We start from the raw sequence: 21,071 nt of genomic DNA on the forward strand, positions 1-21,071 counted from the left end.
CTTTCGCACAGCCCGCACGTCGTACGACGGCGGTGTCAGACGTTGAAGCCGAGCGCGCGCAGCTGCTCGCGGCCGTCGTCCGTGATCTTGTCGGGGCCCCACGGCGGCATCCAGACCCAGTTGATCTTCAGCTCGCTGACGATACCGTCGGTCGCGGCCTTCGCCTGGTCCTCGATCACATCGGTCAGCGGGCAGGCCGCGGACGTCAGCGTCATGTCCAGGGTCGCGATGTTCGAGTCGTCGATATGGATGCCGTAGATCAGGCCGAGGTTGACCACGTCGATGCCCAGCTCGGGGTCGACGACGTCGTACAGGGCCTCACGGACCTCCTCCTCGGAGGCCTTCGTGCTCGTCGGCGTCGCGGCCTTGGACGAGAAGGTCTCCTCGTCCGGCCAGTCCTTTTCCGCCGTGGTCTCCGGGTTCTCAGTCATGCGGTCTTCCCTTCGGACAGCGCCTGGGCCGTCGCGTCCTTCCATGCCATCCAGCTCAGGAGAGCGCACTTCACGCGCGCCGGGTACTTCGAGACACCGGCGAACGCCACCGCGTCCTCCAGCACCTCCTCCATCGCGTCGTCCGGCTCGATCTGTCCCTTGGACTGCATCAGCTCGAGGAACGCCGCCTGGATCTTCTGCGCCTCGGCGAGCTCCTTGCCGACGAGCAGCTCGTTCAGCACGGAGGCGGAGGCCTGGCTGATGGAGCAGCCCTGGCCCTCGTACGAGACGTCCTCGATGCGCGAGCCGTCGTACTTCACGCGCAGGGTGATCTCATCGCCGCAGGTCGGGTTGACGTGGTGCACCTCGGCGTCACCGTCCCGCAAGCCCCGCCCGTGCGGGTGCTTGTAGTGGTCCAGGATGACGTCCTGGTACATCGAATCAAGCTTCACAGAGCGTCCCTCAGTCCCTCATCCGAAGAAGTTGCGGACGTGCTCCAGGCCCTCGACCAGAGCGTCCACCTCGGCCGGCGTGGAGTACAGATAGAACGACGCCCGCGTGGTCGCAGGAATTCCGTACCGCAGGCAGACCGGCCGCGCGCAGTGGTGCCCGACCCGGACGGCGATGCCCTGCTCGTCGAGGACCTGGCCCACGTCGTGCGGGTGGATGTCGCCGAGGACGAAGGAGATCGCCGCGCCGCGGTCCTCGGCCGTGACCGGGCCGATGATCCGCAGGTCGGGGACTTCCTGAAGGCGCCGGACCGCGTACTCGGTGATCGCGTGCTCATGCTGCGCGATCTTGTCCATGCCGATCGAGGTGAGGTAGTCCACCGCCGCGCCGAGGCCGACGGCCTGGGCGATCGGAGGCGTACCGGCCTCGAACTTGTGCGGCGCCGGAGCGTACGTCGACGAGTGCATCGAGACGGTCTCGATCATCTCGCCGCCGCCCAGGAACGGCGGGAGGTCCTCCAGCAGCTCCTGACGGCCCCAGAGCACGCCGATGCCCGTCGGACCGCACATCTTGTGGCCGGTGAAGGCCACGAAGTCGGCGCCCAGGGCCTGCACGTCCAGCGGCATGTGCGGAGCGGCCTGCGAGGCGTCGACGAGGACGAGCGCGCCGACGTCCTGCGCCCTGCGGACGATCTTCTCGACCGGGTTGATCGTGCCCAGGATGTTGGAGACCAGCGTGAAGGAGACGATCTTCGTCTTCTCGGTGATGATCTCGTCGATGTTGGAAAGGTCGAGACGGCCGTCGTCGGTGAGGCCGAACCACTTCAGCTTCGCGCCGGTGCGCTGCGACAGCAGCTGCCACGGGACGATGTTGGAGTGGTGCTCCATCTCCGTGATGACTATCTCGGTCTCGCGGTCCACGCGGTAGGGCTCGTCGGCCCAGCCCAGCATGTTCGCCACGAGGTTCAGCGACTCCGACGCGTTCTTGGTGAAGATCACCTCGTCGCGGCTCGGTGCGTTGATGAAGGCGGCGACCTTGTCGCGGGCGCCTTCGTACTCCGCCGTGGCCTCCTCGGCGAGGACGTGCACGCCACGGTGGACGTTGGCGTTGTACCGCTCGTAGTAGGCGTTGAGCACGTCGAGCACCTGGCGCGGCTTCTGTGAAGTCGCCGCGTTGTCCAGGTACACGAGCTTCTTACCGTCGTGGACCAGGCGGTCCAGGATCGGGAAGTCCTTGCGGATCGCCTCGGTGTCGAGGAGGCCCGGCAGCTGTGTCACGCGGATACGCCACCCTTCGTGTATGCCTCGTAGCCCTCGGCCTCGAGCTTGTCGGCGAGCTCGGCGCCGCCGGACTCGGCGATGCGGCCGTTCGCGAACACGTGAACGAAGTCGGGCTTGATGTAGCGCAGGATGCGCGTGTAGTGGGTGATCAGCAGGGTGCCGACCTCACCGGTCTCCCGGACGCGGTTGACGCCCTCGGAGACGGTGCGCAGGGCGTCGACGTCGAGGCCGGAGTCGGTCTCGTCGAGGATCGCGATCTTCGGCTTGAGGAGCTCCAGCTGAAGGATCTCGTGGCGCTTCTTCTCACCGCCGGAGAAGCCCTCGTTGACGTTGCGCTCGGCGAAGGCGGGGTCCATCTGGAGGTTCTCCATCGCCTCCTTGACCTCCTTCACCCAGGTGCGCAGCTTGGGGGCCTCGCCGCGGATGGCGGTGGCGGAGGTGCGCAGGAAGTTGGAGACCGAGACACCCGGGACCTCGACCGGGTACTGCATGGCGAGGAAGACGCCGGCCCGGGCGCGCTCGTCGACGGCCATCTCCAGGACGTCCTCGCCGTCCAGGGTCACGGTGCCACTGGTGATCGTGTACTTGGGGTGGCCCGCGAGGGAGTAGGCGAGGGTCGACTTGCCGGAGCCGTTGGGGCCCATGATGGCGTGGGTCTCGCCCTGCTTCACGGTCAGGTCGACGCCCTTGAGGATCTCACGGGGGCCGTTCTCGGCCTCGACGGAGACGTGCAGGTCGCGGATTTCAAGCGTTGCCATGGGTGACTCAGGACTCCTGGGTGACGGAGACGAGCACATCGTCCCCTTCGATCTTTACGGGGTACACGGGGACGGGGCGCGTCGCGGGAAGGCCGGACGGCTTGCCGGTGCGGAGGTCGAAGCTGGAGCCGTGCAGCCAGCACTCGATCTGACAGTCCTCCACCTCGCCCTCGGAGAGGGAGACGTTCGCGTGCGAGCAGATGTCGTGGATCGCGAACACCTCGCCCTCGGTCCGGACGACGGAGACCGGCGTGCCGTCGAGTTCCACCCGCTTCGGGGTGTCCTCCTCCAGCTCGCTCAGCCCACAGGCTCGGACGAAGGCCATCAGACCGCTGCCTCCAGCTCGGCCTCGATCTTGGTGATGAGGCGCTCCTCGACATCGGGCAGACCGATCTGCTGGACCAGTTCGGCGAAGAAGCCACGGACGACGAGGCGGCGAGCCTCGGCCTCCGGGATACCGCGGGCCATGAGGTAGAACAGCTGCTCGTCGTCGAAGCGGCCGGTGGCGGAGGCGTGGCCGGCACCGGCGATCTCGCCGGTCTCGATCTCCAGGTTCGGCACGGAGTCGACCCGCGCACCGTCGGTCAGAACCAGGTTGCGGTTCATCTCGTATGTGTCGGTGCCCTCGGCACTGGCCTCGATGAGGACGTCGCCGATCCAGACGGCGTGCGCGTCCTGGCCCTGCAGCGCGCCCTTGTAGGCAACGTTGGACTTGCAGTGCGGGCTGTTGTGGGTGACCAGGAGACGGTGCTCCTGGTGCTGGCCGGCGTCGGTGAAGTACAGACCGAGCAGCTCGGCCTCGCCGCCGGTGCCCGCGTACGTGACGCGCGGGTGGAGGCGTACGAGGTCGCCGCCGAAGGTGACCACGATGGACTTGAACGAGGCGTCCCGCCCGATCAGCGCGTTGTGCTGGGCGACGTGGACCGCCTTGTCGTCCCAGTCCTGGACGGAGACGACGGTCAGCTTGGCGCCGTCACCGAGGACGTAGTCCACGTTGGCGGCGAGGGCCGCTTCACCGGTGTGGTCGATGACGACCACGGCCTCGGCGAAGGCTCCGAGCTCGATGTGCTGGTGGCCGAAGGCGGTACCGCCCCCACCGTGCACCGCAATCCGGATCGGCTCGGTGAGCACGGCCTCCTTGGGGACCGTGACGACCGAGGCCTTCTCGAAGGAGGAGTACGCCTGGGCGGCGATCCGGTCCACGGGGGTGCCGGCCTTGCCGAGCCGTGCGTCGTCGCGTCCGACCCTCTCCACCGTGACGCCCTCGGGGGCGCTGACCTCGACGGTCACGCCGCCGGCGGTGGCGACCGCGGTGCCGTCGTGCAGCCCGGCGAGGCGGTCCAGCGGAGTGAACCGCCACTCCTCCTCACGTCCGTGCGGGACGGGGAAGTCCGCCACGTCGTAGGACGGGGGCGCGCTCATGCGCGTGGCGACGGTGGACTCGGCGGCCACCGCGATCGAGCCGGCGGTGGTGGAGCCCGCCGGGATGTTCTGAGCGTCAGCCATGGCTGTCGTAGTGCTCGCTTTCTCGGATAAGACGGTGCTGACGGGAGGGAACGGTGGCGTTAGCCGACCGCGCCTTCCATCTGGAGCTCGATCAGCCGGTTGAGCTCGAGGGCGTACTCCATGGGCAGCTCCTTCGCGATCGGCTCGACGAAGCCGCGCACGATCATCGCCATCGCCTCGAACTCGGAGAGACCGCGGCTCATCAGGTAGAAGAGCTGGTCCTCGGAGACCTTGGAGACGGTGGCCTCGTGGCCCATGGAGACGTCGTCCTCGCGGACGTCGACGTAGGGGTAGGTGTCGGAGCGGGAGATGGTGTCGACCAGCAGGGCGTCACAGAGCACGTTCGACTTCGATCCGGCCGCGCCCTCGCCGATCTCGACGAGACCGCGGTAGGAGGTACGGCCGCCGCCGCGCGCCACCGACTTGGAGACGATGTTGGACGAGGTGTTCGGCGCCATGTGGACCATCTTGGAGCCGGCGTCCTGGTGCTGCCCCTCGCCCGCGAAGGCGATGGAGAGGGTCTCGCCCTTGGCGTGCTCGCCCATCAGGTAGACGGCCGGGTACTTCATCGTGACCTTGGAGCCGATGTTGCCGTCGATCCACTCCATGGTCGCGCCCTCGTACGCCACGGCGCGCTTGGTGACCAGGTTGTAGACGTTGTTCGACCAGTTCTGGATGGTCGTGTAGCGGCAGCGGGCGCCCTTCTTGACGATGATCTCGACCACGGCGCTGTGCAGGGAGTCCGAGGAGTAGATCGGGGCGGTGCAGCCCTCGACGTAGTGGACGTACGCGTCCTCGTCGACGATGATCAGCGTCCGCTCGAACTGGCCCATGTTCTCGGTGTTGATCCGGAAGTAGGCCTGGAGCGGGATCTCGACGTGCACGCCCTTGGGGACGTAGATGAAGGATCCGCCGGACCACACCGCGGTGTTCAGCGAGGCGAACTTGTTGTCGCCCACCGGGATGACGGTGCCGAAGTACTCCTTGAAGAGCTCCGGGTGCTCCTTCAGAGCGGTGTCGGTGTCCAGGAAGATGACGCCCTGCTCCTCCAGGTCCTCACGGATCTGGTGGTAGACGACCTCGGACTCGTACTGGGCCGCGACACCGGCGACGAGGCGCTGCTTCTCCGCCTCGGGGATGCCGAGCTTGTCGTACGTGTTCTTGATGTCCTCCGGGAGGTCCTCCCAGGACTCCGCCTGCTTCTCCGTGGACCGCACGAAGTACTTGATGTTGTCGAAGTCGATGCCGGAGAGGTCGGAGCCCCAGGTCGGCATGGGCTTCTTGTCGAAGAGGCGCAGGCCCTTCAGACGCAGCTTCAGCATCCACTCCGGCTCGTTCTTCTTCGCCGAAATGTCACGGACGACGTCCTCGGAGAGACCGCGCTTGGCGGCCGCGCCTGCGGCGTCGGAGTCGGCCCAGCCGTATTCGTAATTGCCCAGGCCTTCGAGCTCAGGGTGGGCAGTCTCCGTGGGGAGAGTCATGCGGGGTTCCTCCCGGCCGTGCTTGCAGATGCTTGCGAGCTGGTCTGTTCGGTCTTGTCGGTCTTGCTGGTCTCGCCGGCCCCGTCGTCGGGCCTGTGGCCGGCCTTCGGGATGAAGGTCGTGCACACTCCGTCGCCGTGGGCGATGGTGGCCAGACGCTGCACATGGGTGCCGAGCAGGCGGGAGAAGACCTCGGTCTCCGCCTCGCACAGCTGCGGATACCGCTCGGCGGCGTGGGCGACGGGGCAGTGGTGCTGGCACAGCTGCTCGCCCACCGGTGCGTTACGCGCCGTAGCAGCGTACCCGTCGGCAGTCAACGCCTTGGCGAGAGCCTCCGTGCGCTCCTCCGGGTCCGCGGCCTCCATGGCCGCGCGGTACGCCTCGGCCTGGCTCTCCATCCGGTCCCGGGCGAACGCCGCGACGGCGGCATCTCCGGCAGCACCGCCGCCGGCGGCCCGCTCGATCCAGTGCAGGGCGTCGACGGCGAGCTTGTCGTACGACTGCTCGAAAGCGTCCCGGCCGCAGTCGGTGAGAGCGAACACCTTGGCGGGCCGGCCGCGGGTGCGCGCTCCGTAGACCCGCTGCTCGCGGGCGGCGACGACATCGTCGGAGACGAGTGCGTCGAGGTGGCGGCGAACAGCGGCCTGGGTGAGCCCGAGGCGCCCTGCGAGGTCGGCGACGGTGGACGGCCCGTGGTCCAGGATGGACCGCGCGACCCGGTTGCGCGTGGACCGCTCACCGGTCGCGAGTTCCTCTTGAGGAGCCTCACCGACGTTTTTCACAACGCCATTGTTGCGTAATTCCCGAGAGACTGACAAGCCGCGTCCCGACCGGTGGACGGTGCCGTGCATCACTTAGGAAAACCTAACCTGACCTGCGAGAATGATCATTCGTTGGATCAATTCCGGAATCATCGGGGCCGGTGCCGCGGGAGGCCTCCCGCGCTGGTGAGAGGCCTGTGTGCCGCCCGGGACGCCCCCACAGCAGACTCTCGCCGGGTCGGGTCAGCGCCCCTAGAGCAGGCCCTGCGGCACCTCGCCCTGGGGGGTGAGCTTGTCGACAACCTGTGGAAGGGCTTCGGCGAGCTTGTCGGCGGCCTGCTCGGGGGAGACGCCCGCCTGCTGGGCCACGCGGTCGAGGACCTGGTACGGCACGGCCTGGGCGATCTCGGCCCCGCTGACGGGCTGGTTGTCACCCTGATCGATCCAGGACCGCACCTTGGCCGCCAGGCCGCCCTCGATGAGTTCGTTCACCAGCCCCTGGAGCTGGTTGCCTCCGCCCTGACCGCTGTCACCGACCTCGCTGAAGAGCGAGGCGAGCAGCTTGCCCACCCCGGACGATTCGTCGCCGAGCAGTCCGCCGAGCAGACGTTCCAGGTCGTTGGCCGCCATGCCTGTCGCCTTTCCGGAGAGCGTTTCCTGAAACGCCTACCCCCGGCGCCCCGGTCCGGGCCTCCGGGGGGCACCGGTTCACTCGCACGTGACTCAGGTCCCGCCGCCCGGTGTACGGGTCACCGTGCGTCCTCGGGACGTCACCGCACGCGCGAGGGCTGCCGCGTCGTGGACGGCCGCCCCGCCGAGGTCGTTGTTGAAGTACGCGAAGACCTCCGCCCGGTCGGGCCATGCGTCGGCGATGCGCCCGGCCCAGCTCGCGAGCGCCTGGCGCCCGTACCGCGGCCATGGCTCGGCCAGGCCTTCGTGGAACCGTACGTAGCCCCAGTCCGCCGTCCGCCACAGCGGTGTCACCGGCCGGGAGCCCCTGTCCGCCCAGCACAGCGCGGCGGACCGGCTTTCCAGGACGTCCCGCACCTCGTCGGTCCACCACGAGTCGTGCCGGGGTTCGACGGCCACGCGCACCCGGCCGGGGAAGCACGCGAGCGCGGCGTCCAGCGCCCCCGGGTCGACGCGGAGGGTGGGCGGCAACTGGAGCAGCACGGGCCCCAGCCGCTCCCCCAGCCCCTCGGCGTGCTCCATGAGCCGGTGCACCGGCTCCTCGGGGTCGCGCAGCCGTTTGATGTGGGTGAGGTAACGGCTGGCCTTCACCGCCATGACGAATCCCCGAGGGGTCCGCTCGTGCCAGTCGGCGAAGGTCCTGCGCTCGGGCAGCCGGTAGAAGGCGTTGTTGTTCTCGACGGTCGCGAAGTGCCGCGCGTACTCCTCCAGCCAGAGCCGCTGGGGCCGCTCCTCGGGGTAGAGAACGCCGCGCCAGTCCTTGTACTGCCAACCGGAGGTGCCGATGAGCACGGGCATGAGGTGATCATTCCCCGCGGTCGCCCGCCTTCTCCGGAAAGGGCGACCCGGACCCCCGGCCGGAGCAGCCCCGGCGGCTCCTTAGACTTCCCCCATGCAGAACGAGTCCGTCGTCCAGGTGCGCAGCCTGGTCAAGCGGTACGGAGCCAAGACCGCCGTGGACGGGCTCGACCTCGACGTCCGCGCCGGCACGGTGACTGCCGTCCTCGGCCCCAACGGGGCCGGCAAGACCACCACCGTCGAGACGTGCGAGGGCTATCGCCGCGCCGACTCCGGCAGCGTCCGCGTCCTGGGCCTCGACCCGGTCGCCGACGCCGCGCGGCTGCGGCCCCGGATCGGCGTGATGCTCCAGTCCGGCGGGGTCTACTCCGGTGCCCGCGCCGACGAGATGCTCCGCCACATGGCGAAGCTGCACGCCCACCCGCTCGACGTGGACACCCTGATCGAGCGCCTCGGTCTCGGCTCCTGCGGGCGTACGACGTACCGGCGGCTCTCCGGCGGACAGCAGCAGCGGCTCGCGCTCGCCATGGCCGTGGTCGGCCGGCCCGAGCTGGTCTTCCTGGACGAGCCGACCGCGGGGCTCGACCCGCAGGCCCGCCGCTCCACGTGGGACCTGGTGCGCGAGCTGCGTACGGACGGTGTGACCGTCGTGCTCACCACCCACTTCATGGACGAGGCGGAGGAGCTCTCCGACGAGATCGCGATCATCGACGCGGGCCGGGTCGTCGCCCAGGGCAGTCCCGAGCAGCTCTGCCGCGGCGGTGCCGAGAACACTCTGCGCTTCACGGGCCGCCCCGGACTCGACCTCGGCTCCCTGCTGAAGGCGCTGCCGGACGGCACGGCCGCGGCGGAGCTGACGCCGGGCGCGTACCGGATCAGCGGCACGGTCGGTCCGCAGCTGCTCGCCACCGTCACCTCCTGGTGCGCGCAGCACGGCGTGATGCCGGACGGCATCTCGGTGGAGCGGCACACGCTGGAGGACGTCTTCTTGGAACTGACGGGGAAGGAGCTGCGGTCGTGACCGCTGAGGCCACCACCGACGTGACGTCGGGAACGTACGCGCCCAGGCCGGGGGCCGCGCCCGTCGGGCGGATGATCGCGGCGCAGGCGGCGCTCGAGACGAAGATGCTGCTCCGCAACGGTGAGCAGCTGCTGCTGACCGTGATCATCCCCTCGCTGCTGCTCGTCCTCTTCTCGACGGTCGACGTCGTCGACACGGGCGCGGGCCGTGCCGTGGACTTCCTGGCCCCCGGCGTCCTCGCGCTGGCCGTGATGTCCACCGCGTTCACCGGGCAGGCGATCGCCACCGGCTTCGAGCGCCGCTACGGCGTACTGAAGCGGCTCGCCGCGTCGCCGCTCCCCCGCTGGGCGCTGATGACGGCCAAGACGCTCTCCGTCCTGGTCACCGAGGTGCTGCAGATCGTCCTGCTGACGCTGATCGCCTTCGCGCTCGGCTGGTCGCCGCAGGGCGACCCCGTCTCCGTGCTCCTGCTGCTGGTCGCGGGCACGGCGGCCTTCTCCGGGCTCGGGCTGCTGATGGCCGGGACGCTGAAGGCGGAGGCGACGCTCGCCGCCGCGAATCTGGTGTTCCTGCTGCTGCTGGTGGGCGGCGGGGTGATCGTCCCGTTGGACAAGTTCCCGGACGCGGCGCAGTCGGTCCTCGGCCTGCTGCCGATCTCGGCGCTCTCGGACGGGCTGCGGGACGTGCTCCGGGACGGGGCGGGGATGCCCTGGGGGAATCTCGGGATCCTCGCGGTGTGGGCGGCTGCCGGTCTGGGTGCGGCCGCGAAGTTCTTCCGCTGGGAGTGAGCCGCGGGCCGGGGTGAACCGGCGGCCGGCCGCACACCGCCACGCACGGTCGAACGCGCGCCGTGCACCGTCCGCGTGCGGTCCACCGCGCGCCGTGCACCGTCCGCGTGCGGTCCGCGTGTGTCCGGGGTGAGATACGGCACGTCGCCGGGGTCGCGGCTCGACCGAGCGACGGGATCTTCCGCCGCCGTGCCGCCGCCGGCCTCGGGCCGGCGCAGTGGCTGTGGGGCCGCCCCTGGCAGGGAGAACGCCGCATGGTCCGGCGTCCGGCGCGGCAGGAGTTCCGCCGTCCGTGGCCGTGGTGGTCTGTCCGGACATGCCCACCCACGTGAATCCGTGCACAAGCGGGCCCCCTACGATGGTCGCCGTGCAGACCCCCCTCGCCTACATCGCCCAGCGCTGGACTCCGTCCCCCCGGACCGTCCGACGCGCCGCGCTCGTCGCTGTCGTCATGAGCGTGGTCATCATCGTCACCGGCGGCGCGGTCCGGCTGACCGGCTCCGGTCTCGGCTGCGACACCTGGCCCAAGTGCACGGACGACAGTCTCTTCGCGACGCCCGCGCAGGGTTTCCACGGTGCGATCGAGTTCGGCAACCGCCTGCTGACGTACGTCCTGTGCGCGGCGGTCGGCTGGGCGATCATCGCGGCGCGCTCCACCAAGCCGTGGCGGCGCGGGCTCACCCGGCTCGGCTGGGCGCAGTTCTGGATCGTGATGAGCAACGCCGTCCTCGGCGGGATCACCGTGTGGGCGGGCCTCAACCCGTGGACGGTGGCCGGTCACTTCCTCGCCGCCAACGCGCTGCTGACGGTGGCCACGATCACCTGGATCCGCGCCGGCGAGGGCGACAGCGAGGTGCGGCCGCGGGTCCCCCGCCCGGTGCGGAAGCTCTCGTGGGCGCTGCTGGCGGCCTCCGCGCTGCTGATCACCGTGGGTACGGCCGTGACGGGCTCCGGCAAGCACGCGGGCGACAGCAGCGATGTGCCGCGGATGCCGTTCGACTGGGTGGACACCGCGCATGTGCACGCCGCGCTGGCCTGGCTGGTGTGCGCGCTCGCCGTGGCGATGTGGCTGGTGCTGCGTGTGGTGGACGCTCCCGACGACACCCGTGCCCGTGCGCGTGACCTGCTGATCGTGGTGCTCGCGCAGGGCGGGATCGGTTACGTGCAGTTCTTCACGGACGTGCCCGAGGTGCTGGTCGGGGCCCATATGCTCGGCTCGTCGCTGATGTGGATCGCGGTGCTGAAGCTGGCCCTGTGCCTGCGGGAGCGGCCGCTCGCCGCACCGGGGAGCCCCAGTCGGTCCGACCAGGCGCTCTCGACGGTCTCGGCGGTCTGATCCACGGGACAGGCCCTGGCCCCGTCCGGGCCTGGGCCCGGTCCGTCGCAGGCCCGGTCCGGGTCTTGGTCCGGGCCTGAGTCCAGGCCCGGGCGGGACCGCTCCCGCCTCACCCGGTGAATCCCGGCACGCCTCACCCGCCGAGTCCCTGCACGCCTCAGCCGCCGAGTCCGTAGACCCGGCGCGCGTTGCCCGCCGCGATCATCTCGGCGACCCGCTGGGCGTCCGTACGGCACCAGGCGCCGTCGGCCACCCAGCCGCTGAGCACCCTCCCCAGCGCCTCCCGGAAGATCCGGGCGCCGACCACGTGCAGCTCGGGCAGTCCGCGCGCCCCGCTGGAGAACAGCAGCTTCCCGAACGGTGCGAGCTCGAGGATCTCCGCGAGGATGGACGCGGCCCCGGCCCCGGTGTGGGCGAGGGCGGGTCCGACGTCGGCGTACACATGAGGGAACGCGCTCGCCAGATGCGCGGCGTGCCGGTGGTACGGGTAGCCGTGCAGCAGGACGAGATCGGTGCCGAGGCCCGCGGTGGCCGCCGCGAAGCCGTCGAGCAGCAGCGGATCGTCGACCCCGACGTGCAGTTGCAGCGGCCGCCCCGATGCCACGGCGATCCAGAGCAGATGCCGCACGAGTACGGGGTCGGTGAGCCGGCCGCCGACCTGGCGTGCTGCCAGCCAGCGCCCCGTCGCGCCCCGCACCTCGCCCGGCCCCGGTGGCTCGGGGGCGAGGGCGAGCCCGCGCCGTACACCGGCGACGGACGTGAAGGCGACGGCCGATCCGGCGGCGCCGTGCACGGCCTCGGCGAGGTTGGCGAGAAAGCCGTCGACGGTGCCCGAGGTGTCGGCGACCTGCTCGGCGAGCAGCTCCAGCCGGACGATCTCATGGGCGTCGGCCGCGCCCGCGGCGGCGATCTCGGGGACTGAGGTGAGGTCTCCGGGCAGCCCGGTCTCCACCAGATAGGCGGAGATTCCGGTGGCTCGCAGCAGCCGCCTTCCGGATTCCAGGACGCCCAGCTCCCGGCGGCGCGCGAGATAGCGCGCGGGCGGGCAGTGCGGTTCGAGACCGAGCAGCGGTGGGCACCAGCGGCGTACGGCGAAGCCGGTCTGGGTGTCGAAGAAGGTGGTGCCGGGCGCGGGCGGCCCGGCGGTCCTGCCCAGGTGGGCCTCGAAGGTGCCGAGGCCCAGCTCCGTGCGGAGGACGCCGTGGCAGTACTGATCCACCAAGGACGGCGTATCGATCATCCGGGGGCTCCCAGCGATGGACGTGCTTCCACACGTCCTAACGGGTGGGCCCCGCGCGAGGTGTTGCCCGATCGGGCGGGCCGGTCGCCTCAGTCGTTCGAGGGACCGCCGACCTGGATGCCCGCCATGCGGGTCCACTCGTACGGGCCGGTGCGGACCTTCAGTGCGAACTCGCCGTCGAACGACTCGTGCAGGGTGATCCCGGACTTCTCGGCGGCGCTGACCGCGATGGCGTGGGTGGGCGCGACGAGGTCGCCCCAGCCGCCGTCCTCACCGACGAGCACGATGCGGGTGCCCATCTGACCGATGTAGGCGAGCTGGCCCTCGGCGCCGCCGTGCGCCTTGGCGAAGGCGCCGATCTGCTTGGCGAGCTTCGCCGCCTTGCGCTCGGCGCGGGCGTCGTGCTGGGGCTTGGTCTCGTCGACCTGCTGGGTGTCTGCCATGAACAGGATGCTACTCGCGGGTAGATCGACTGGCGACAGCCGGGCCGCGTGGCCTGGGCCACGCGGTGCCGGACCGCGGGCCCGACATGATCCGGCGGATCGGGCCCCGGGGACTGAGCCGCCGGACGGGCTTCAGCGCAGGAACGGGTCCACGGCCACCGCCACGAAGAGCAGTGAGACGTACGTGATGGACCAGTGGAAGAGGCGCATCTCCTTGAGCTTGCCGCCCGTCACGCCCGCCTTCGCGCGGCTCTGCAGCGCGTGCGCCTCCCAGAGCCACCAGCCGCCCGTCACCAGCGCCACCGCCGTGTAGAACCAGCCGGTGTAACCGAGCGGGGTCAGCAGCAGCGAGACGACGACCATCACCCAGCTGTAGATGACGATCTGGCGGGCGACGACCCGGTTCGAGGCGATCACCGGGAGCATCGGCACGCCGACGCGCGCGTAGTCCTCCTTCACCTTCATCGACAGCGGCCAGTAGTGCGGCGGCGTCCAGAAGAAGATGACGAGGAAGAGGATGACGGCGGCCCAGGACATCGAGTTGGTGACGGCGGACCAGCCGATGAGCACCGGCATGCAGCCGGCGATCCCGCCCCACACGATGTTCTGCGCGGTGCGCCGCTTCAGCAGCATCGTGTAGACGATGACGTAGAAGAGGAGCGCGCCGAGCGCGAGCGCGGCGGAGAGCCAGTTGACGAGCAGTCCGAACCAGAGCGTCGAGACCACGGCCAGGGTGAGGCCGAAGACCAGGCCCTCACGCGGCGAGACCATGCCGGTGACCAGCGGACGCTGTGAGGTGCGGTCCATCAGGGCGTCGATGTCGCGGTCGATGTACATGTTGAGCGCGTTGGCGCCGCCCGCGGACAGGTAACCGCCGATGCACGTGGCGACGACCAGCCAGAGGTCCGGCACGCCCTGTGCCGCCAGGAACATCACGGGTACCGTGGTGATCAGCAGCAGCTCGATGATCCGCGGCTTCGTCAGCGCCACGAATGCCTTGACGCGGGCCCCGAACGGACGATGGCCCCCCGGGCTGGGAGTCAAGACGACCCCTGAGGGTCGGGACTCGACGGCCGTCACGCACACCCCTGACAGAGAATTCCCAGCAAGCCCCTGGGGGTGCCTCCCATGCCCGAAGGGCTACGGGGGAGTGGATCCCGGTGAAGACTTGCGCGTACCACGCCACTCTAGACGTTGCCCCCACGCCGATCTTCGCGGGGGTGGGGTCGTGTTGAGCAGTACCGGAGCGCCGTGCGTAATCACCGTCGGGATCGCCGACAAGAGGCGAAGTCGAGCCTGTGCCCGCAGGCTGGTGGATGTGTCCGACTGAAGAGACGTGCACTCGAAAGGATGCGCGTTGCTGCGAGGGTAGGCTCGACAGCGCCCGGTACACCCCTCGTCACCGGGACCATGAACATGTGGAGAGGAGCCCTGACCCAGGGTGAGCACCAAGCCGACCACCACAGACCTCGAGTGGACCGCATTGGACCAGCGGGCCGTGGACACCGTCCGCGTCCTTGCCGCTGACGCCGTACAGAAGGTCGGCAACGGCCATCCGGGAACGGCCATGAGTCTGGCCCCCGCGGCGTACGTCCTCTTCCAGAAGCTGATGCGGCACGACCCCTCCGACGCGGACTGGACCGGCCGTGACCGGTTCGTGCTCTCCGCGGGTCACTCCAGCCTGACGCTCTACATCCAGCTCTACCTCGCCGGGTACGGCCTGGGGCTGGACGACCTCAAGGCCTTCCGTACCTGGGGCTCCAAGACCCCGGGCCACCCGGAGTACGGCCACACGGTCGGCGTCGAGACGACGACCGGACCGCTCGGCCAGGGTGTGGCCAACGCCGTGGGCATGGCCATGGCCGCCCGCTACGAGCGCGGTCTGTTCGACCCGGACGCCGCGCCGGGCACCTCCCCGTTCGACCACACCATCTGGGCGATCGCCGGTGACGGCTGCCTCCAGGAGGGCATCTCCCACGAGGCGTCCGCGCTGGCCGGCCACCAGAAGCTCGGCAACCTGGTGCTGCTGTGGGACGACAACCACATCTCGATCGAGGGTGACACCGAGACCGCCGTCTCCGAGGACACCCTCAAGCGGTACGAGGCCTACGGCTGGCACGTCCAGCGCGTGCAGCAGCTGCCGAACGGCGACCTGGACCCGGCCGGTCTGTACCAGGCACTGAAGGCCGCCCAGGAGGAGACCGAGCGTCCCTCCTTCATCGCGGCCCGCTCGATCATCGCCTGGCCCGCCCCGCACGCGCAGAACACCGAGGCTGCGCACGGCTCGGCGCTGGGCGACGAGGAGGTCGCGGCCACCAAGCGGGTCCTGGGCTTCGACCCGGAGCAGTCCTTCGAGGTCTCCGACGAGGTCATCGCGCACACCCGCAAGGCCCTCGACCGCGGCCGTGAGGCCCGGGGCGAGTGGGACAAGAGCTTCGCCGAGTGGCGTGCCGCCAACCCGGAGCGCGCCGCCGAGTTCGACCGGATCCGCTCGACCGAGCTGCCGACGGGCTGGGAGGAGAAGCTCCCGGTGTTCGAGGCGGGCAAGGGTGTCGCCACCCGCGCCGCCTCCGGCAAGGTGCTCCAGGCACTGGGCGCGATCATCCCCGAGCTGTGGGGCGGCTCCGCCGACCTCGCCGGTTCGAACAACACGACGATCGACAAGACGTCGTCGTTCCTGCCGAAGGGCAACCCGCTGCCGGAGGCCGACCCGTACGGCCGGACGATCCACTTCGGTATCCGCGAGCACGCGATGGCCGCGGTGATGAACGGCATCGCGCTGCACGGCAACACCCGTATCTACGGCGGCACGTTCCTCGTGTTCTCCGACTACATGCGCAACGCGGTGCGGCTGTCCGCGCTGATGCACCTGCCGGTGACGTACGTGTGGACGCACGACTCGATCGGTCTCGGCGAGGACGGCCCGACCCACCAGCCGGTGGAGCACCTGGCCTCGCTGCGCGCGATCCCGGGCCTGAACATCGTGCGCCCGGCCGACGCCAACGAGACCGCGATCGCATGGGCGGAGATCCTCAAGCGCTACACGAAGAAGTTCGGTGTGGGCGCCCCGCACGGTCTGGCGCTGACCCGCCAGGGCGTGCCGACCTACGAGCCCAACGAGGACGCGGCGAAGGGCGGTTACGTTCTGTTCGAGGCCGAAGCGTCCGACGGGCAGAGCGCTGCGCCCCAGGTCGTGCTGATCGGCACGGGCTCCGAGGTGCACGTGGCCGTGGAGGCGCGCGAGCAGCTGCAGGCCGCGGGCATCCCGACGCGCGTCGTCTCGATGCCGTCCGTCGAGTGGTTCGAGGAGCAGGACCAGGCGTACAAGGACAGCGTCCTGCCGCCGTCGGTCAAGGCTCGTGTCGCGGTCGAGGCCGGTGTCGGTCTGACCTGGTACCGGTACGTCGGTGACGCCGGCCGGATCGTGTCGCTGGAGCACTTCGGCGCGTCCGCCGACGGCAAGGTGCTCTTCCGCGAGTTCGGCTTCACCGCAGAGGCCGTGGCCGGCGCCGCTCGGACTGTGCTTGATTCAACGACTGGGATCGACGCCGCCGCGCGCTGACGCCGGTATACGACTAGTAGGAGATGCAACTCTCATGACAGACGCACTCAAGCGCCTCTCCGACGAAGGCGTGGCGATCTGGCTCGACGACCTGTCGCGCAAGCGGATCACGTCCGGCAACCTCGCCGAGCTGATCGACCAGCAGCACGTCGTGGGCGTCACCACCAACCCGTCGATCTTCCAGAAGGCCATCTCGTCCGGCGACGGTTACGAGCAGCAGCTCGCCGACCTCGCCACCCGCAAGGTGACCGTCGAGGAAGCCCTCCGCATGATCACGACGGCGGACGTGCGGGACGCCGCGGACGTGCTGCGTCCGGTCTTCGACACGACCGGCGGCCAGGACGGCCGGGTCTCGATCGAGGTCGATCCCCGTCTCGCGCACAACACGGCGGCGACGATCGCCGAGGCCAAGCAGCTCGCGTGGCTGGTGGACCGGCCGAACACGTTCATCAAGATCCCGGCGACCAGGGCGGGCCTGCCGGCGATCACCGAGGTCATCGGCCTCGGTATCAGCGTCAATGTCACGCTGATCTTCTCGCTGGAGCGCTACCGCGAGGTCATGGACGCCTACTTGGCCGGCCTGGAGAAGGCGAAGGCCGCCGGCCTGGACCTGTCGAAGATCCGTTCGGTGGCGTCGTTCTTCGTGTCGCGGGTCGACACCGAGATCGACAAGCGGCTGGACGCGCTGGGCACGGACGAGGCGAAGGAGCTGCGTGGCAAGGCGGCGCTCGCCAACGCCCGCCTCGCCTACCAGGCGTTCGAGGAGGTCTTCTCCTCGGACCGCTGGGCCGCGCTGGACAAGGCACAGGCCAACAAGCAGCGTCCGCTGTGGGCCTCGACCGGCGTCAAGGACCCGGCGTACAAGGACACGCTGTACGTGGACGAGCTGGTCGCCCCGGGCACGGTGAACACCATGCCGGAGGCCACTCTCGATGCCACCGCCGACCACGGCCAGATCACGGGTGACACGGTGCGCGGTACCTACGAGCAGGCGCGCGCCGAGCTCGACGCGATCGAGAAGCTCGGGATCTCCTACGACGACGTGGTGCAGCTGCTGGAAGACGAGGGCGTCGAGAAGTTCGAGGCGTCCTGGAACGACCTGCTCAAGTCGACGGAGGCGGAGCTCGAGCGCCTCGCTCCTTCGGAAGGCTGAAACACCTTGACTCCCGCACACGGAGCTAACCCGCTTCGTGCCGCCGCGGACCGACGGCGCCCGCGTCTCGCGGGGCCGGCGGGCCGGGGGCTCGTTGGCGGCACCGGCGCGCGGTCCCGCAAGAAGCTGATGCCTGCCGTTTATGACCTCGCCAACCGCGGGCTGCTGCCGCCGGGCTTCTCGCTCGTCGGCTTCGCCCGCCGCGAGTGGCAGGACGAGGACTTCGCACACGAAGTCCATGAGGCCGTCAAGCAGCACGCCCGTACCCCCTTCCGCGAGGAGGTGTGGCAGCAGCTCATCCAGGGGATGCGCTTCGTCCAGGGCGACTTCGACGACGACGACGCGTTCGAGACCCTGAAGAAGACCATGGAGGAGCTCGACCGGGCGCAGGGCACCGGCGGCAACTTCGCCTTCTATCTGTCCGTACCGCCGAAGTTCTTCCCCGTCGTCGTGCAGCAGTTGAAGAAGCACCAACTGGCGGAACAGAAGAACGGCTCCTGGCGGCGCGCGGTCATCGAGAAGCCGTTCGGTCATGACCTGGCCTCCGCCGAGGAACTCAACCGGATCGTCCACGAGGTCTTCGCGTCCGACCAGGTCTTCCGGATCGACCACTATCTGGGCAAGGAGACCGTCCAGAACATTCTCGCGCTGCGCTTCGCCAACACCCTCTTCGAGCCGATCTGGAACCGGTCGTACGTCGACCATGTCCAGATCACCATGGCCGAGGACATAGGCATCGGTGGCCGGGCCGGCTACTACGACGGCATCGGCGCCGCCCGTGACGTCATCCAGAACCACCTGCTCCAGCTGCTCGCCCTGACCGCGATGGAGGAGCCCGCCTCCTTCGACGCGGACGCGCTCGCGGCGGAGAAGACCAAGGTGCTGGGCGCGGTCAAGCTGCCCAAGGACCTGGCGTCGAGCACGGTTCGCGGGCAGTACGCCGAAGGCTGGCAGGGCGGCGAGAGGGCCGTCGGCTACCTCCAGGAAGACGGCATCGACCCCAAGTCGAAGACCGACACGTACGCGGCCATCAAGGTGGAGATCGACAACCGCCGCTGGGCGGGGGTGCCGTTCTATCTGCGTACCGGCAAGCGGCTGGGCCGCCGCGTCACCGAGATCGCGGTCGTGTTCCAGCGCGCCCCGCACTCGCCCTTCGACCACACGGCCACCGAGGAGCTGGGGCAGAACGCCCTGGTGATCCGGGTCCAGCCGGACGAGGGTGTCACGCTGCGGTTCGGCTCGAAGGTGCCGGGCACCTCGATGGAGGTCCGGGACGTCTCGATGGACTTCGCGTACGGCGAGTCCTTCACGGAGTCCAGCCCCGAGGCGTACGAGCGACTGCTCCTGGATGTACTGCTCGGTGACGCGAACCTCTTCCCGAGGGTCGAGGAGGTCGAGCTGTCCTGGAAGATCCTCGATCCGATCGAGCAGTTCTGGGACAAGCACGGCAAGCCCGCCCAGTACCCGGCCGGGACCTGGGGTCCGGTCGAGGCGGACGAAATGCTCGCACGAGACGGACGGAGCTGGCGTCGGCCATGAAGATCGACCTTACGGACACCACCTCCAGCAAAATCAACAAGGCGCTGGTGCAGGGTCGGCGGGCCGTCGGCACGCCGGCCGTCGGCATGGTCCTCACACTCGTCATCGTCACGGACGAGGAGGGCGCGTACGACGCGCTGAAGGCGTCGAACGAGGCCTCCCGCGAGCACCCTTCGCGCAAGCTCGTCGTCATCAAGCGGGTCTCACGCTCGCCGCGCGACCGGGCGAAGGCGCGGATCGACGCCGAGGTGCGGGTCGGCGCGGACGCCGGTACCGGCGAGACGGTCGTGCTGCGGCTGTACGGCGAGGTCATCGACCACGCCCAGTCCGTGGTCCTGCCCCTGCTGCTGCCGGACGCTCCGGTCGTGGTGTGGTGGCCGGTGGCCGCGCCGCTCGACCCGGCGTCCGACCCGCTGGGCGCGCTGGCGCAGCGCCGGGTGACCGACACGTACGCCTGCGAGCAGCCGATCCACGAGCTGACGGCCCGCGCCGATGCCTACACCCCGGGTGACACGGATCTGTCCTGGACCAGGATCACGCCGTGGCGCTCGATGCTGGCGGCGGCCCTGGACCAGGTGACGTGCGAGGTCACCGCGGCCGAGGTGGAGGGCGAGGAGTTCAACCCGAGCTGCGAACTGCTCGGCATGTGGCTCGCGGACCGGCTGAAAGTGCCGGTCAAGCGCTTGGTGTCGCCGGGGCCGGGACTCACGGCCGTACGGCTGGCGACGAGCTGCGGCCCGATCGTGCTGGACCGGGCGGACGGGTCGCTGGCGACGCTGTCCATCGAGGGCCAGCCGGACCGCGCGGTGGCGCTGAAGCGGCGTGACACGGCGGAGCTGATCGCGGAGGAGCTGCGCCGGCTGGACCCGGACGACACGTACGCGTCGGCGCTGCGGTACGGCGTCGACCGGCTGAACGACGAGTCGGCCGAGATGGCGACGGACGTCGCCGGTGCGGCCGAGCCGACCGGGCCGGCCGAGCCGAAGAAGACCGCTGCGAAGACCTCGGCCAAGGCTCCGGCGAAGAAGGCGGCCGCGAAGTGAGTACCCCTCAACTCGTCGTCCACCGTGACAAGGAGCTGATGGCCCAGGCCGCGGCGGCCCGGCTGATCACGAAGATCGTGGACGCCCAGGCCGCGCGCGGCTCCGCGTCGGTGGTCCTCACCGGCGGGCGCAACGGCAACGGTCTGCTGGCCGCGCTCGCCGCCGCGCCCGCGCGGGACGCGATCGACTGGCCGCGGCTCGATCTGTGGTGGGGTGACGAGCGGTTCCTGCCCGAGGGCGACCCGGAGCGCAATGTCACCCAGGCCCGGGCGGCTCTGCTGGACTCGGTGCCGCTGAACCCGTCCCGGGTGCACGCGATGCCCGCGTCCGACGGGCCGCACGGCAAGGACGCGGACGCGGCCGCGGCTGCGTACGCGGAGGAACTGGCCGCCGCGGCCGGTCCCGAGGACCATGGCGACGTGCCCACGTTCGACGTGCTGATGCTGGGCGTCGGCCCGGACACGCATGTCGCGTCCCTGTTCCCGGAGCTTCCGGGGGTCCGGGAGACCGAGCGCACGGTCGTCGGCGTGCATGGCGCGCCGAAGCCGCCGCCGACGCGCATCTCCCTCACACTCCCCGCGATCCGCGCGGCGCGTGAGGTGTGGCTGCTGGCGGCGGGCGAGGACAAGGCGAACGCGGCGGCGATCGCCCTGTCGGGCGCCGGGGAGATCCAGGCCCCGGCCGCGGGCGCGTACGGCAGGTCGCGGACACTGTGGCTGCTCGACTCGGCGGCGGCGTCGCAGCTTCCGCGGAGCCTCTATCCGCCCGCGTCGCCCTGACGAGTCGTCGGC

At 70.0% G+C, this 21,071-nt stretch carries 21 protein-coding genes; 8 read left to right on the top strand and 13 right to left on the bottom strand.

From position 1 onward, the window contains the following. Nucleotides 1-35: 35 nt before the first annotated feature. The 10 genes from ACWGI8_RS17120 to ACWGI8_RS17165 form a co-directional block, all read right to left on the bottom strand. Nucleotides 36-431, bottom strand: a complete 396-nt coding sequence (locus tag ACWGI8_RS17120; RefSeq protein WP_453661699.1) for a metal-sulfur cluster assembly factor — start codon at nt 429-431, stop codon at nt 36-38. Then, nucleotides 428-883, bottom strand: a complete 456-nt coding sequence (gene sufU, locus ACWGI8_RS17125; protein WP_453661700.1) for a Fe-S cluster assembly sulfur transfer protein SufU — start codon at nt 881-883, stop codon at nt 428-430. The genes ACWGI8_RS17120 and sufU overlap by 4 nt, the downstream gene beginning before the upstream one ends. An 18-nt stretch (nt 884-901) precedes the next feature. Continuing rightward, nucleotides 902-2,158, bottom strand: a complete 1,257-nt coding sequence (locus tag ACWGI8_RS17130; RefSeq protein WP_453661702.1) for a cysteine desulfurase — start codon at nt 2,156-2,158, stop codon at nt 902-904. Continuing rightward, complete coding sequence (gene sufC / locus ACWGI8_RS17135; protein WP_453661703.1) at nt 2,155-2,919, bottom strand: Fe-S cluster assembly ATPase SufC; 765 nt, start codon at nt 2,917-2,919, stop codon at nt 2,155-2,157. The genes ACWGI8_RS17130 and sufC overlap by 4 nt, the downstream gene beginning before the upstream one ends. Nucleotides 2,920-2,926: 7 nt before the next feature. Then, nucleotides 2,927-3,244, bottom strand: coding sequence for a non-heme iron oxygenase ferredoxin subunit (locus ACWGI8_RS17140; protein WP_017948817.1), 318 nt, complete (start codon nt 3,242-3,244; stop codon nt 2,927-2,929). Continuing rightward, entirely contained in the window at nt 3,244-4,425 is a 1,182-nt protein-coding gene (gene sufD, locus ACWGI8_RS17145) for a Fe-S cluster assembly protein SufD (protein WP_453661705.1), read from the bottom strand. Before sufD ends, ACWGI8_RS17140 begins: the two co-directional genes overlap by 1 nt. 59 nt (nt 4,426-4,484) lie before the next feature. Beyond that, nucleotides 4,485-5,906 carry a Fe-S cluster assembly protein SufB gene (gene sufB, locus ACWGI8_RS17150; protein WP_453661707.1) on the bottom strand — a complete coding sequence of 474 codons (1,422 nt, stop codon included), beginning with the start codon at nt 5,904-5,906 and terminating at the stop codon, nt 4,485-4,487. After that, entirely contained in the window at nt 5,903-6,688 is a 786-nt protein-coding gene (locus ACWGI8_RS17155; RefSeq protein ID WP_453661709.1) for a helix-turn-helix transcriptional regulator, read from the bottom strand. Before ACWGI8_RS17155 ends, sufB begins: the two co-directional genes overlap by 4 nt. Nucleotides 6,689-6,919: 231 nt before the next feature. Continuing rightward, nucleotides 6,920-7,297 carry a YidB family protein gene (locus ACWGI8_RS17160; protein WP_453661710.1) on the bottom strand — a complete coding sequence of 126 codons (378 nt, stop codon included), beginning with the start codon at nt 7,295-7,297 and terminating at the stop codon, nt 6,920-6,922. Nucleotides 7,298-7,390: 93 nt separating this feature from the next. Continuing rightward, nucleotides 7,391-8,155, bottom strand: coding sequence for a DUF72 domain-containing protein (locus ACWGI8_RS17165; protein ID WP_453661712.1), 765 nt, complete (start codon nt 8,153-8,155; stop codon nt 7,391-7,393). A gap of 94 nt (nt 8,156-8,249) precedes the next feature. Here ACWGI8_RS17165 and ACWGI8_RS17170 point away from each other — a divergent pair, with 94 nt between their 5' ends. The 3 genes from ACWGI8_RS17170 to ACWGI8_RS17180 all read left to right on the top strand — a co-directional run bounded on the left by ACWGI8_RS17170 (nt 8,250) and on the right by ACWGI8_RS17180 (nt 11,300). Then, the gene (locus ACWGI8_RS17170) at nt 8,250-9,176 is read left to right on the top strand and encodes an ABC transporter ATP-binding protein (protein WP_453661713.1); all 927 of its coding nucleotides are present in this window, start codon (nt 8,250-8,252) and stop codon (nt 9,174-9,176) included. Nucleotides 9,177-9,247: 71 nt separating this feature from the next. Beyond that, a complete protein-coding gene (locus tag ACWGI8_RS17175) occupies nt 9,248-9,964 on the top strand; it encodes an ABC transporter permease (RefSeq protein ID WP_453661733.1) in 717 nt (238 codons plus the stop codon). 358 nt (nt 9,965-10,322) lie between these two features. Then, the gene (locus tag ACWGI8_RS17180; protein WP_453661715.1) at nt 10,323-11,300 is read left to right on the top strand and encodes a COX15/CtaA family protein; all 978 of its coding nucleotides are present in this window, start codon (nt 10,323-10,325) and stop codon (nt 11,298-11,300) included. 157 nt (nt 11,301-11,457) lie between these two features. On the opposite strand, the gene ACWGI8_RS17185 is transcribed toward ACWGI8_RS17180, so the two are convergent. The 3 genes from ACWGI8_RS17185 to ACWGI8_RS17195 form a co-directional block, all read right to left on the bottom strand. Then, on the bottom strand, nt 11,458-12,540 hold the full coding sequence (locus ACWGI8_RS17185) for an amidohydrolase family protein (protein ID WP_453661717.1): 1,083 nt from the start codon (nt 12,538-12,540) through the stop codon (nt 11,458-11,460). A gap of 89 nt (nt 12,541-12,629) precedes the next feature. Then, on the bottom strand, nt 12,630-12,983 hold the full coding sequence (locus ACWGI8_RS17190; RefSeq protein WP_453661719.1) for a hypothetical protein: 354 nt from the start codon (nt 12,981-12,983) through the stop codon (nt 12,630-12,632). Between the two features lie 132 nt (nt 12,984-13,115). Continuing rightward, entirely contained in the window at nt 13,116-14,063 is a 948-nt protein-coding gene (locus ACWGI8_RS17195) for a heme o synthase (protein WP_453661721.1), read from the bottom strand. A gap of 361 nt (nt 14,064-14,424) precedes the next feature. Here ACWGI8_RS17195 and tkt point away from each other — a divergent pair, with 361 nt between their 5' ends. Genes tkt through pgl form a run of 5 tightly spaced genes read left to right on the top strand, consistent with a single transcriptional unit; the run spans nt 14,425 to nt 21,059 of the window. After that, the gene (tkt, locus tag ACWGI8_RS17200; RefSeq protein WP_453661723.1) at nt 14,425-16,545 is read left to right on the top strand and encodes a transketolase; all 2,121 of its coding nucleotides are present in this window, start codon (nt 14,425-14,427) and stop codon (nt 16,543-16,545) included. A 34-nt stretch (nt 16,546-16,579) separates the two neighbouring features. Then, on the top strand, nt 16,580-17,698 hold the full coding sequence (gene tal, locus ACWGI8_RS17205) for a transaldolase (RefSeq protein WP_453661725.1): 1,119 nt from the start codon (nt 16,580-16,582) through the stop codon (nt 17,696-17,698). A 6-nt stretch (nt 17,699-17,704) separates the two neighbouring features. Then, nucleotides 17,705-19,237, top strand: a complete 1,533-nt coding sequence (gene zwf / locus ACWGI8_RS17210) for a glucose-6-phosphate dehydrogenase (protein WP_453661727.1) — start codon at nt 17,705-17,707, stop codon at nt 19,235-19,237. Then, the gene (gene opcA, locus ACWGI8_RS17215) at nt 19,234-20,280 is read left to right on the top strand and encodes a glucose-6-phosphate dehydrogenase assembly protein OpcA (protein WP_453661729.1); all 1,047 of its coding nucleotides are present in this window, start codon (nt 19,234-19,236) and stop codon (nt 20,278-20,280) included. Before zwf ends, opcA begins: the two co-directional genes overlap by 4 nt. After that, nucleotides 20,277-21,059 carry a 6-phosphogluconolactonase gene (gene pgl / locus ACWGI8_RS17220; protein ID WP_453661731.1) on the top strand — a complete coding sequence of 261 codons (783 nt, stop codon included), beginning with the start codon at nt 20,277-20,279 and terminating at the stop codon, nt 21,057-21,059. The genes opcA and pgl overlap by 4 nt, the downstream gene beginning before the upstream one ends. Nucleotides 21,060-21,071: the final 12 nt, after the last annotated feature.

Source organism: Streptomyces sp. NPDC054841 (assembly GCF_053611045.1).